Raw genomic sequence first — 12172 nt, forward strand, 5'->3', positions numbered from 1 at the left:
ACATGGCGGATTATTTCACCAGTGACCATTTCAAGCTGCTGAACAAATGGAAGGGGCAAAAACGCGATGAGTCCAACCCTGAACAGAACCGCGCCTACGAGGAATTGAAGAATGCTTATGAGGTGACCGAGTCGTGGGCCAATGAGGTGATGGCCAAATTGTTTCCGTTGGGCGTGGTCAAAATTCGTAAGCGGCCGACAAACCAGGCAAATAATTTTCAGGCCTACAACTGGGCACGTATCTATCCGGCAGCGGATTCGCCAAAAGAGTTGGCCTATACTGTTGGGATCGAGGCCGATGATGGTTTTGTGGTCAAGATCGATACGGTCGGGCTTAGTGATGATGCATCTGTTCGTCGTGATTATCTTGCACTACGTGGTGACTACGGCAACGCGTCACCTATTGTAGCAATTCTTCCTGTTTCAGAAGGCCTTGGCAAATCGCTGGCTGAGTTGGTCGAGTGGAGCGTAACGGCCATTCGAAATTTTTCCATCCACTATGACGAAGTGCTGAGCAGACTGAATTTGAAAGAGCAACTTACTGACGAAGACATTCTCAAGCACTTTGACAGCAAGTTAGCCTTTAAAACCTTCCGAGCTTCGTGGTCGTCACAGAATAAGGAGATGTTTTGCAGGTTAGTCAGGGTTGCTCACGTGGCGGGCCTGGATTGGTGGCATATGGGCAAAGGTATTCAGGTGCGTTTTGGCCGTAAGAATCCCGGAAGTGAGCGTGCGATCGGCGTGCTTGGCCTCATCCAAGGTACTCGCGCCAGAAAGATATCGTGGCTGCGCGAGGTAGGAACGGTGCCCAAGATGGATCGGGTACCGCTGAGCGACGCTTTGGTGGCAAAAATTGAGACCACCTTGGCCGCAGAGCGTGAATTGCTGGACGAATGGTTGGTATTGGAGACTGAACGCCCAGGCCTTTGGCCTGATCAGCTTCGGGACGACCCGGTAGAACCTGGCGAAGACTTAGGCGATGAGGATCCGGTGGATTCTGAAATAGTGAAACAGCCTATCAACCGCATCTACTACGGACCTCCAGGCACAGGGAAGACTTACATGTTGTCTCAGCTCAAGAAAGAGTACGAGCAGGCCACAAACTCAGTATCTGTCGAGGAATGGAAAAATCAATTCATCGGGGATAAGATCGTCGGTCTAACATGGTGGGAAGCTGCTGCTGCAGCTCTTTATCACATGGGTGGCAAAGCTGGCGTCGACGCATTGCTTGATCATCCATTTGTGAAGGCTGTTGCTGCCGCAAAGAGCGCAAACAAGACCGTGCGCAATACCATTTGGAGCGCTCTACAGTATCACGCTGTTGACTCATCTGAAACGGTAAAAATGAGCAAGCGAATGGCTCCTGCCGTATTCGATAAGCTGCCGGATTCGTCCTGGATTCTTGCTGGGGATTGGGAGGAAGCAGCGGCCGGCCTGAGGAGAGTGGTTGATGAATATAATGCGGGGCCGCCAGTATCCGAATATATCAAGCGCTTTAGTTCCGTCACCTTTCACCAATCCTACGGGTACGAGGATTTTGTCGAAGGGCTGCGGCCCGTTCTCGACCGTGATGCAGAATCAGGCGAAATTCATTATGAGATTCGTGAGGGCGTTTTCAAGGAGTTATGCCGCCGGGCCAGAACCGTACCCAATCAACACTTCGCGATGGTCATCGACGAAATCAATCGGGGTAATATCAGCAAGATCTTTGGTGAGCTGATTACTCTAATCGAGCCTGACAAACGGGAAGGAGGCGAGAACACCTTTACAGTGACCTTGCCGTACTCTGGTGAGAGTTTTTCGGTTCCGGCAAATGTGGACGTCATCGGCACGATGAATACGGCTGACCGTTCGTTGGCACTCGTGGATACAGCGTTGCGCCGTCGCTTTGAGTTCATAGAGATCATGCCTGAACCGTCGGTTTTAGCGAGCGCCAGCGTTTCTCACAACGGTGTTGATATCAATATTGAGCAAATGCTTCGCATGCTCAATAAACGCATTGAGGCGCTCTACGACCGTGATCACACGGTGGGGCATGCCTACTTCTGCCGGTTGATCAAAGTTCCAGCACAGGATCGCTTCGCTGAGTTGAAAATCGTGTTCAAGAACAAGATCATCCCGCTCTTGGGGGAATACTTCTTCGAAGATTGGCAGAAGATTCGGCTGGTGCTCGGCGACAATCAGAAATCAAAAAAAGAACTTCAATTCGTCCTCGAAATTGATCGCGAGGAGGATTTGCCAGCGTTGTTTGGCCGGGAACACGAGTTGGATCAATACTCAATACGGCCACGATATCAATTGAATCTGGACGCGCTCGATCGACCTGACGCTTATGTTGGCATCTATTCCGCCAAATTGGCGCCGACAGACGCAGCAGAATGAAGAATTTGCTGAGGATTTTTGAGTTCGACAAAATCGTCGAAGCAAAGACCGACGTGATCGAGTGCGCCGTGCCAAGGCGCGTATTTGTCTGGTTAGAAGCGCAGTGCCTGAGAACTGATGACGATGCTCTTGGCTGGCTAAAAATGGCCCAAGTGAACGGCCAGCGAGCTATACAGGTAACCAGCTACGTTGGTGTGCTACGTGCGCCGTGTGGTTTTCAAATCGAAGTTCTACCGAAAACGGGAAAGCATACCTCGCCGGACGAAGCTCGGTGGCTTTTGATCGAGATGCTGAAATGCTTGGTAGGGTTTCGACACATCAAGACCGCCAATGCTAATCTGACCACTGAACGCATGCCGCTCTTGGAAGTTTTTATCCAGCAGTTCTTGAAGGCGGTTGAGGCGTTGGTTAAACGCGGCCTGCGCAGTGACTATGTGGCGCGGCAAGATAACTTGTTTGCCTTGCGTGGACGGTTATTGGTTGCCCAACAGATAACTCAGAATTTGGTGCGGCGAGACCGATTCTTCACCGATCATGATGAGTTTTTGCAGGATCGCGCTGAAAACCGGCTCATCCATACCGCGCTCCGTCACATACTGAACATGTGCAGATCGCAAGAAAATCAGCGATTGGCTCGTGAACTCAGCTTCGTGTTTGCCGATGTGCCGCTGTCTGCCGACGTTGAACTTGATATGCAGCGAGTCAGGCTAGACCGGGGCATGGGATACTACGAGGCCGCATTGGATTGGGCAAGGCTGATTCTTCAGGGACTCAGCCCCATTTCCGGATTCGGCAAGCATCATGCGCCGTCGCTGCTTTTTCCGATGGAAGCGGTGTTTGAAGCCTATGTGGAAAAGCACCTGGCTCGGCAGTTGCGGGGCGATTATGTACTGAAGGCGCAAGCAAGGAGTCAGCACCTCGTTGCACATGGGGCTCAGCGGTGGTTTCGCCTAAAACCTGATTTGTTGATCCGGAATGGTCAAAAAAACTGCCTAGTACTTGATACGAAGTGGAAACTACTGGATACCTCCAAGAACAACGCACGCGAAAAATATAAGCTTAGCCAGAGTGACTTCTATCAACTATATGCTTATGGTCACCACTATTTGGATGGGACTGGAGACGTCGTACTGATTTATCCAAAAACAGATGCGTTCGCCGAGCCACTACCTGTCTTTGATTTTCCGAAAGCAAATGGAATGCAGCTTTGGGTGCTGCCATTTTGTATCAGGAAACGTCAGCTAATACTGCCAAACTCGCTGGCACTCAGTAAATTTTTTATCCAGAACATTTGTGAAAATTAATCTGCGATAAGAACGAAGAGGAATAGTTTACGTGTCCCTATATGCCGCCCTGACTTGCGCAGCAGGTAGGTGATCTGCTCGATGGCAGTGAGCGGGTTGGAGATACCGCCCGCCCAGAATTTGTTCCAGAGCTGGCCGATCTTGCTTTTCAGTTCGGGGTTGTTTTGCAGCATGTTTAGATCCCTTTATTAACCGCGGAAGGCGCGAAAATCGCGAAAGTTGGTATTGGCTATCCTGATGATCTCAGCTTTGGGATAGTCGCCGAAATTGAAGAGCAGGTCGACCCGGTAAACATCAAACACCGCCTTCTGAATGGCGTAGCACTCATCCGGTAAAAGAATCTTTTCGTGTGTTTTGCGTGTTTCGCGGTTCATTCTTGTCTCTTCGATTCGGGCAGTTTTCCTGACTGTTTGACCAGTTTCTTTTCTTCAGCCCTGCCCCGACGTTCCAACTTTTTGAATGCCTTCGTCAGGTGGAGGCTGTTCGGGTTTGATGCCGCGCTGTCCGAGCATGTCGCGCACACTCATATTATTCTGCACGTGCTCGCTGGTAATGGCGTGCTCGCCTCGCAAATCATCTTGTCGGACATTGTGGTTCGTCATTTCGGTGGCCAGGTTTTTCGCGGCAATGGTCAGGGTCGGCAGAAAATCAGCCAATGGGCGAGTTTTGGTGATGCCGTAGCGGTCTTTCATTACCTGCGTGGTGTGTCCACCAAAAAGCGCCGCATCACCTTTGGAACGGATGCGACCGAATCCGGCATCATCGACGCCCCGTTCATAGATGTTCTGAGAGAGGGTTTTTTCCGATTCCCGAAGCCGCTCACGAGTATCCATCCTCGCCAAAAGACGCATGCGGTCTTCGATCAGCTCCTGCTTGCGGGTCTGGATGGCGAAGTAGCTTTGGGCGAAGGCGATCGGTTCCTTTCGCGGGTCGCCGTTCTGGGCAATGAGATAGCAGGCGTAGTGAGTGAGCATGAAGTCATCGACAGCCCTTTCGGCTCCACTGCCCAGCTTGACCATTTTCGTGACGCCACGAAAATGGTCGTTTGGCTCATAACCTGTTGTTTCACAGGATGTAATGGCCCGCTGGATGGCCGTCTGGAAATTTTCCCATCGGACATAGCCCAACGGCTCCATCAGATCGCGAGCGAACCAGAATTCAATGCCTTCGTCCGGCACAGTTTGGCTCAAGCCATCAAATCGGTTTTGCAATGTAATCAGGGTTGATTTGTCCATGAGAACATACCTTCTTCATTTCGTGTCATTCGCGCTTTTCGCGGTTCAATCCATCAACCAGCCAGACGCTCGGTGCGTGAGGGAAGCCTGAAAATTACGAAGTCTCACTCAGAGCCCGGTCATGCACGAAGGGGAAAGCAAGGCCGCCATTTCCGCCTGTATGGCCTGATGGTCTATGAGGCGTTCAAACCAGTCATCGACCGTGCTGCCGCACGACAGTCCGACAATGCCTCCGAGCACCGCGCCGCGATGGGCGTTTTCGCCGCCCAGGTTGGTGTTGGCCAGCAGGGCGGCCTTGGGGTCGGTGCGGTATTTGAACGCCAGGAACAGAAGGCTGGGCCATGAATCGCTGATATAACATGCGGTGGAATACCTGCCGCCGACGATTTCCCGGTCTGTCCGGGCGCGCTCGACCATCTGCGCGAGATCGATGCCCATGGTTGCCCGGGCTGCCTCCAGCAGATGCCTATCGGGGGACTCGTCTGCCTCGCGCAGGAGTAGGCCGGCGACAAGGGCGACATAGCCGTCGCAGATACGACCCAACGTCTCGTCCGGGTGGGTCAGGAAGAGATGTTCCCGGCAGGTCGCCTGCACCGTGGCCAATGCGGTCCCATGCAGCAGCTCGCTTATGGCCAGGGGGCCGATGGTGACCAGTCCGCCCATGGACGGGGTGTCGTGTGTCCGTGCGCCGCATTTATGGGGAGGCTTTCCGGCGACGAGGTTGGCAAAGAAGCCGCGGTGGTACGATTCGGCGTAGGTGTCCCGGTGCCGGGGCGGGTCGGCGGTCATGAACTCGATGTAGGACTGCAGGAAGTGGTCGCGGCTGTAGTGGCCGTCGCTCTCGATGATGGACCGCATGAGCACCCGGGCGCAGTGGGCGTTGAGGGTGTTGTCACCGGCCTGCATGCCATGGTGATAGTGCCGGTTGGCTTGATCCCAGAGGTACCGCCGGCCCTTGAGGATGACCGATCCGATGATCTCCGGGGAGTCTGACTGGCCCCGGTCCTGCCCCGAACGGCCGCCACGCCGGGTGGAGTGGAGCGACATGATCGACGAGGGGTGAAACTCCGGCGCGGCTTTAAGGTCTTTGATGCCGCCGGGAAAGGCGCGTTCGATATCGGCGGTGTTGTAGTACCAGTGCGCCGGCATGGCCAGAGAGTCGCCGACAAAGAGCGAGGCGAGGGCCGCCGATGCCCGCTGCAGGTATACGGATGGCGCAAGGCAGTGGTTTGACGTTGGTTCCATGGGAGCATCGTGCACGACCTCTGTCTTGATGTCCATGGTGCCTGCCATGAAGCGATAGATGGTCGCTACCCATTCCAGTGAGCAGGCATCGTCGCCCAGGGCATGCAGAAGCCGGAAATGTCCAGGACGCGGGCCACGCTTTGCGGGTCATCGACTGATCATGTCGAGCAACAAAAGAGGGCAAGAGCGAGCATGGCCGGGTGGGGGATAAACGCGGTCAATGCTCTTCAGCATGAACTCAACTTGCCGGCATTCATTTTTCATGACGCTTCATTATGATATTTGAATTAACACTTTGTTTTCCTTGAAGGAAAAATAGCAAATTCAAGATAACAATTTCCCCCCTTCAACATGCCTACTGACCGACCGCGTGCTTCTGCCCGCCATTGCCTTTGCCCGCGAACGCGAACTGATCACAACGACTGAAGCGCACATTCTACAGATCGGTGCACAAAAGGGCATTGCCAAAGCCGCCGATTTGGGCGCTGCCATGCCGGGCATGACTATGGAGCAACGCACCTATCAGATCAGAAAACTGGTCGAACGAAAGATGCTGCTCCCGATCAAGGAAGGCGCGCGGCAATACACCCTTGGCTTCAGAACAGTATTCTGTTGCGCGGCATTATCCTTCACTTGTCATACTCGTTTTGTGGCCACTGTCTCTTTTTCCTTGTCCCACAACAGGGTGGGCTTGGGATATTTTTTGTCCAGTTCGTAGGCTCGCAGGAAATCGCGGTAGGCTTCGGTGATGTTTTTGAGCTTCATGAGCACCGTACCGCGTTGGTAGTGATAATCCGCGACTCCAGGCTTTAGAACTATCAGCTGGCTCAAGTCCTTATAGGCTTGCGCGTGCAGCGCCATGCGACGGCAGAGCTGCGAGCGGCTGTAAAGCGCCTTGGTGTGGCTTGGGTCCAGGGTCACCGCCAAGGTGTATCTGACCAGAGCTTCCTGAAAGTGCTCGGCTCTGGCCAGTGCCTCTCCCAGAGCAAAATGGGCATCCGCCGAATTGGGAGCCTGGTTTGCTGCCTTGGTGAATGAAGCGATGGCTCCTGAAATATTTTGCCCGGCTTGCGGTCCTTGTCCGGCTTTCATGTTTTGATTTGCCTGTGCTGCCGCCATCCGCGCATTATTTAGGTCAGGCGATGCAAAAGATGCCTGCTCTTTGGCATGGGACTCCCCGGCTCGGCACATGATCGGGCCAACGAGAGTCAGGAGCGAGAGAGTAACCAGGGAAATGAGTAGGGTGGAGTTTTTCATGTTTCCTCCTTATGTATGTACGTACATTGTTGTTTTTGCGAGGCGCAATGTTTCCAGTTTTTTCTGGATTGACCAAAAATACCGATTAGTATTTATTTGATCGTCATTTTGTGTTATTAATTAAACCGTATTTAATATTTTTTATGTATAAAAATGTTTATAGTTTAATAACATGCTTATTTTTTTATGAATTTAAATTTTAAAAAATTGTATTGAGATCTCTTTAATACGTATTTATATGTATAAAAGTTTGTAAAAAAGTAAATACTAGTAACTAATTTTCTCTCAAAAAATAAAAATACCTACATATATTTTCATGAAGAATTTAATACGTAGGTATTTATTTTTAAAAAATTGATGGCTTTTTTTGCAAACTGAAATTCAAAAAAAGCCAAAGTGTCTTTTTTTGTTAAGTTGAGTATATATAATTTTTAAAAATAGTTAGTTATATTTATTTATTCCCAGCTGATTCTCCAATTATATTAAAAGCATTTAATGGGACCATGCACATGCTTTCAATATGTTATGGGCAAGTGCAAAAAAAACGTGAGAGAGCCTGGTCGTCATTCCCGCGAAGGCAGGAATCGAAGCGTTTTTCGGTGGTTGGAAAGGCATTTTTTTTTGATAAAGATGACGGCTTTTTGCGGTGAACTCTGTTCCGAAATAAAACGAAGAAACTTTTTATCCAGGACTTGTCATGAACACGGATCAGGAACCCTTGCAGGATGTTGACAGCTGCACAGAAGATGATTCGGAACTCCAATCAGAGCAGAAACCTTACGTGATGATTGTTCCTGATGAAGAGTTGCTGCGTCATGAGCGGTTTCGCGAAGCCGTGAAGCAGGTTTTGTCGCAACAGGGTAAAGAGCTGAAAGAACCGATCAAGAAAGGCAGGGAAGTGGCGGGGCGCTACAAGAGTTTACTTACGAAGAGTGAACTCAATTTTTTGTTGAAGTGAATTTTCATTGCAAGGCGGGGCAGGAACACGAATCCCCGGGACAGACGACGGCTGTCCCGGGGATTCGTATTTATCAGGTCGCCCCAAAACGGCAATCTGCTGCGTCAGCGAAAAAATCCAGACCGCTTATGTATGCCAAATACACTGCGCACCCTGGATTTTTTCGCTTCCTTGCATCTCGCCATTTTCGAACGTCCTGCAATTTTGAATTTTACAGCAGTCAGTTATGGTGAAGTAATAGCGGCAATCAGACGGTGCAGGCTCTCGGGCCAGTCATGCACAGAGCCTTGTGCAGCGCAACCTGGGCCTTGGCGAATTGGCTGCGTTCGACCACGAACTGCATGTTGGTCTGGCGGGCGGTCTGCGAGACGGCCAGGATGTTGATCCCGTCGGTTGCCAGTGCGCTGGCAGCCTTGGCCATGATGCCGGGCTGGCCGATGTTGGAGCCGATGGCGCAGACGATGGCCACCTTCTGCAGGGTGATCTGCTCGAATCTGTCCTGCAATTCTGCGATCATCTCGGGGCGGCAGTCGCGATCATTGATGATCATGCCGATGGTGTTGGCGTTGGTGGCCTTGCTGATATAGGAAATGTCATGCTTGGCCAGCACCTGCAGGATGCGCAGGTCAAAGCCGACCTCGCCGACCATGCGCGTGTCGTGCACTTCCAGGCAGGTGACTTTCTCGGAGCCGGTCACGATCTCGACCATGGACTCGGGTGCGATGAAGTCCTTGGTGATGAGCGTGCCGCTGTGGTCCGGATCAAAGGCGTTCTTGATCCGGATGGGGATGTCGTTGACTTCCAGCGGCTTGGACGCCTTGGGGTGGATGGCCTCCATTCCAACGTCGGCCAACTGGTCGGCCACGTCGAAGTTGGTGTTGCAGACCGGATGGATGTTTTTCTCGCCGATGAGCACCGGATCTCCGGAACAGAGGTGATACTCCTTGTGGATGATGGCTTCGCTCGCGCCCAATATCACCGCGACCTTGGAGAACGTGACCTCCGAATAGCCCCGGTCGAATTCGCGCATGATGCCTTCTGTGCCCTTGGTGTAGCCGGTGGCGAAGCAGATGGTCGAGAAGGGATCGATGCCTTCGAAGCTGGCTCTGATGCGCTCGTCGATGGTCAACTGCCGGCTGTCTTCCCAGCCGCTCAGATCCACGAAGGTGGCGTCGTAACCGCGATTCTGCAGAATGTTGGCGGAGTTGAAGGCGCTGTGCATTTCGCCCAGGGACGCCAGCAGTTCGCGCGCCGCCAGGAACAGGGCCGTGCGTGAAACGTAACCCGAGGCCAGCACGTTATCCATGCTGCGCAGGATGTTTATGGCCAGATCGATGTGATCGTCGACGAATTCATTGGCGGCGGCCAGATCGAGTCCTGCGGGCACAAAGGTCTTGTTCAGCTCGAAGAGGGTGTCGCGCAGGGCGAGCATCTTCCTGGCGTAGTTTTCCTGCTGCCGGAAGAGCTGGTAAATGCCGGGCTGACCGGTTTTCTTGTGCTCCAGCAGCTCGTTGGTGACCCCACCGTAGGCGGAGACAATGTAGATCCGGCCAAAAATGTCGGCAGGATTGCGAAGAATGATATTGTCGATGATCTGCGGGAACCGCGACATGGATGTTCCGCCGATCTTTTCAACACGAACTTTAGCTTTCATGGACTTTCCCGGACTGAAGTGATGTTGACGGGCACAGGCGGCCAGGGCCGGCTGCTCTGGATAACCCCTGAGCGATATTGCCTAAAGTGGTGGGGCGTCAATATGAAGAGAAAAGAAAATCGATTTTCGACAACCTCTCCGCTCCGATGCCCGGCCTGCGCCCTGCATTGTGCCGGACCTGTTTGACGCTCCGGACCGCTACGGCTAAAAGGGCGCAAATTCGCCAACTCAAGCAGGTTCATCATGAAGCATCTTTTTCTTCTTGTCCTTCTCCTTGGTACTGTCCTGCCTGCGTCGGCAGGGGATTCTTTTCACGCCCTGGCCATGAACGGCCAGCCCCGCTATCCTGCGGATTTCAGCCATTTCGACTACGCCAATCCCGACGCGCCCAAGGGCGGGCAGGTACGACTGGCCGCGACGGGCACCTTCGACAGCTTCAATCCCTTCATCGTCAAAGGCAACTCCGCCGACGGCCTGGGACTTCTTTTCGACACCCTGACCGAACAGTCCCTCGACGAGCCCTTTACCGAATACGGCCTGCTGGCCGATCGGATCGAGGTGGCCAAGGACCGCTCCTCCATGACCTTCCATCTGCGCGAGGGGGCCCGGTTTCATGACGGCAGTCCGGTCACGGCGCAGGATGTGGCCTTTACCTTCAAAATCCTCGTGGAGCAGGGCAACCCCCATTACGCCCAGTATTATGCCGACGTGGAGCGGGTTCACGTTGCCGATGCGCAAACCGTGACCTTTGTCTTCAAGCCGGGCAGCAGTCAGGAACTCCCGCTTATCCTTGGGCAGTTGCCGGTACTGTCCGAAGCGTCCTGGAAGGGTCGGGATTTTTCCGCCTCAAGCCTGGACATTCCCGTGGGCAGCGGCCCGTACCGCATCGGCGAATTCAAGGCAGGACAGCGCCTGACCTTTGTTCGCGATCCGGAATATTGGGGCCGCGATCTGCCGGTGAACAAGGGACGGCATAATTTCGACACCATCATTTATGATTACTATCGCGATCTGACCGTGACCCTGGAGGCCTTCAAGGCCGGAGAGTACGATTTTCGCCAGGAATACAATTCCAAGCAGTGGGCCACGGGCTACACCGGCCCGGCTGTGAATGCCGGGCTGATCCGCACCGAGAACATTCCGCACAAGCTCTCGCAAGGCATGCAGGCCTTCGTCTTCAACAGCCGCCGCGACATTTTTTCCGACCCTCTGGTGCGCAAGGCGCTCAATTTCGCCTTCGATTTCGAGTGGAGCAACAAGAGCCTCTTTTATGGACAGTACGCCCGCTCAACGAGCTTTTTCTCCAATTCCGACATGGCTTCCTCCGGTCTGCCTTCGGAACAGGAGAAAGAGCTGCTGAAACCCCTGGACCTGCCCGAGGAAGTGAGCACGCAGTCGTTCTCCCTGCCGGTCAGCGACGGCAGCGGCAACATTCGCGACAATCTTCGCGAGGCTGCGGGGCTTTTGCGTCAGGCCGGGTGGAGCGTCCAGGATGGCAAGTTGGTCAAGGACGGCAAGCCCTTCGTCTTCGAGATGCTGCTGGTGCAACCCGATTTCGAGCGCGTGGTCCTGCCGTTCCAGCGCAACCTCACGCGGCTTGGCATCACCATGAGCGTACGCATGGTGGACACTTCGCAGTATCTGGAGCGGCTGCGCGGCTTCGATTTCGACATGATAGTGTCCAGCTTCCCCCAGTCTCTGTCTCCGGGCAACGAACAGCGCTCCTTCTGGCATTCCGCCTCGGCGGACATGCCCGGTTCGCGCAATTATTGCGGCATCAAGAGTCCGGCCATCGACGCCTTGGTCGATCTGGTCATCGCCGCTCCGGACCGCGAGGCGCTCATCCTGCGCTGCAAGGCCCTGGACCGCGCCCTCTTGTGGGGCTGGTACGTCATCCCGCACTGGCACGCCACGTCCTGGCGAGTGGCTTATTGGGATAAGTTCGGGCGGCCGGAGACGCTGGCTGATTACGGTCTTGATTTTCAATCCTGGTGGATCGACCCGGAGAAAGAGCGGGGACTCGCGGACAGGCGCGGGCGGCTGGGGCTCAAGTAGAGCCTGAGTATTGATCCGGCCGTTATCATGGACCATCATTGATTTGACGAGATTGATTCATGAACTCCCGCCTTCGCGGGGAT

General features: G+C 53.6%; 10 protein-coding genes. 4 read left to right on the top strand and 6 right to left on the bottom strand.

Annotated elements, in window-relative coordinates; translation table 11 throughout:
• Positions 1-2: 2 nt before the first annotated feature.
• Positions 3-2381 carry an McrB family protein gene (locus tag BMZ40_RS12985; RefSeq protein WP_092376512.1) on the top strand — a complete coding sequence of 793 codons (2379 nt, stop codon included), beginning with the start codon at positions 3-5 and terminating at the stop codon, positions 2379-2381.
• On the top strand, positions 2378-3685 hold the full coding sequence (locus tag BMZ40_RS12990) for an McrC family protein (RefSeq protein WP_092376515.1): 1308 nt from the start codon (positions 2378-2380) through the stop codon (positions 3683-3685). Before BMZ40_RS12985 ends, BMZ40_RS12990 begins: the two co-directional genes overlap by 4 nt.
• Here BMZ40_RS12990 and BMZ40_RS19640 read toward each other — a convergent pair.
• The 5 genes from BMZ40_RS19640 to BMZ40_RS19285 form a co-directional block, all read right to left on the bottom strand.
• Positions 3682-3858, bottom strand: coding sequence for a hypothetical protein (locus BMZ40_RS19640; protein WP_177193162.1), 177 nt, complete (start codon positions 3856-3858; stop codon positions 3682-3684). The genes BMZ40_RS12990 and BMZ40_RS19640 overlap by 4 nt on opposite strands.
• Positions 3859-3873: 15 nt before the next feature.
• Positions 3874-4059: a hypothetical protein gene (locus tag BMZ40_RS19940; RefSeq protein ID WP_245751112.1), complete on the bottom strand. Its 186-nt coding sequence runs from the start codon at positions 4057-4059 to the stop codon at positions 3874-3876.
• Between the two features lie 54 nt (positions 4060-4113).
• Positions 4114-4920 (bottom strand): DNA damage-inducible protein D, encoded by an 807-nt coding sequence (gene dinD, locus BMZ40_RS13000; protein WP_218143773.1) that lies wholly within the window; start codon positions 4918-4920, stop codon positions 4114-4116.
• Between the two features lie 108 nt (positions 4921-5028).
• On the bottom strand, positions 5029-6201 hold the full coding sequence (locus BMZ40_RS13005) for an ADP-ribosylglycohydrolase family protein (RefSeq protein ID WP_245751113.1): 1173 nt from the start codon (positions 6199-6201) through the stop codon (positions 5029-5031).
• Positions 6202-6801: 600 nt separating this feature from the next.
• The gene (locus tag BMZ40_RS19285; RefSeq protein WP_143075635.1) at positions 6802-7422 is read right to left on the bottom strand and encodes a tetratricopeptide repeat protein; all 621 of its coding nucleotides are present in this window, start codon (positions 7420-7422) and stop codon (positions 6802-6804) included.
• Between the two features lie 697 nt (positions 7423-8119).
• Between BMZ40_RS19285 and BMZ40_RS13015 the strand changes: the two genes are divergently transcribed.
• A complete protein-coding gene (locus tag BMZ40_RS13015) occupies positions 8120-8380 on the top strand; it encodes a hypothetical protein (protein ID WP_092376517.1) in 261 nt (86 codons plus the stop codon).
• 247 nt (positions 8381-8627) lie between these two features.
• Here the strand turns inward: BMZ40_RS13015 and BMZ40_RS13020 are convergent, their stop codons facing one another.
• Positions 8628-10034: an aspartate kinase gene (locus tag BMZ40_RS13020; RefSeq protein ID WP_092376520.1), complete on the bottom strand. Its 1407-nt coding sequence runs from the start codon at positions 10032-10034 to the stop codon at positions 8628-8630.
• 243 nt (positions 10035-10277) lie between these two features.
• On the opposite strand from BMZ40_RS13020, the gene BMZ40_RS13025 reads away from it, so the two are divergent.
• The gene (locus BMZ40_RS13025) at positions 10278-12089 is read left to right on the top strand and encodes an extracellular solute-binding protein (RefSeq protein ID WP_092376523.1); all 1812 of its coding nucleotides are present in this window, start codon (positions 10278-10280) and stop codon (positions 12087-12089) included.
• The last annotated feature ends 83 nt before the right edge of the window (positions 12090-12172 follow it).

This window comes from Desulfomicrobium apsheronum, from assembly GCF_900114115.1.
GTDB lineage: Bacteria > Desulfobacterota > Desulfovibrionia > Desulfovibrionales > Desulfomicrobiaceae > Desulfomicrobium > Desulfomicrobium apsheronum.

Bases quoted from the DNA above. Each gene is read 5' to 3' on its own strand.
- BMZ40_RS12990 (WP_092376515.1), top strand. From the start codon at position 2,378: ATGAAGAATTTGCTGAGGATTTTTGAGTTCGACAAAATCGTCGAAGCA.
- BMZ40_RS19640 (WP_177193162.1), bottom strand. From the start codon at position 3,858: ATGCTGCAAAACAACCCCGAACTGAAAAGCAAGATCGGCCAGCTCTGG.
- BMZ40_RS12985 (WP_092376512.1), top strand. From the start codon at position 3: ATGGCGGATTATTTCACCAGTGACCATTTCAAGCTGCTGAACAAATGG.
- BMZ40_RS13005 (WP_245751113.1), bottom strand. From the start codon at position 6,201: ATGGACATCAAGACAGAGGTCGTGCACGATGCTCCCATGGAACCAACG.
- BMZ40_RS13020 (WP_092376520.1), bottom strand. From the start codon at position 10,034: ATGAAAGCTAAAGTTCGTGTTGAAAAGATCGGCGGAACATCCATGTCG.
- dinD (WP_218143773.1), bottom strand. From the start codon at position 4,920: ATGGACAAATCAACCCTGATTACATTGCAAAACCGATTTGATGGCTTG.
- BMZ40_RS19940 (WP_245751112.1), bottom strand. From the start codon at position 4,059: ATGAACCGCGAAACACGCAAAACACACGAAAAGATTCTTTTACCGGAT.
- BMZ40_RS13015 (WP_092376517.1), top strand. From the start codon at position 8,120: ATGAACACGGATCAGGAACCCTTGCAGGATGTTGACAGCTGCACAGAA.
- BMZ40_RS13025 (WP_092376523.1), top strand. From the start codon at position 10,278: ATGAAGCATCTTTTTCTTCTTGTCCTTCTCCTTGGTACTGTCCTGCCT.
- BMZ40_RS19285 (WP_143075635.1), bottom strand. From the start codon at position 7,422: ATGAAAAACTCCACCCTACTCATTTCCCTGGTTACTCTCTCGCTCCTG.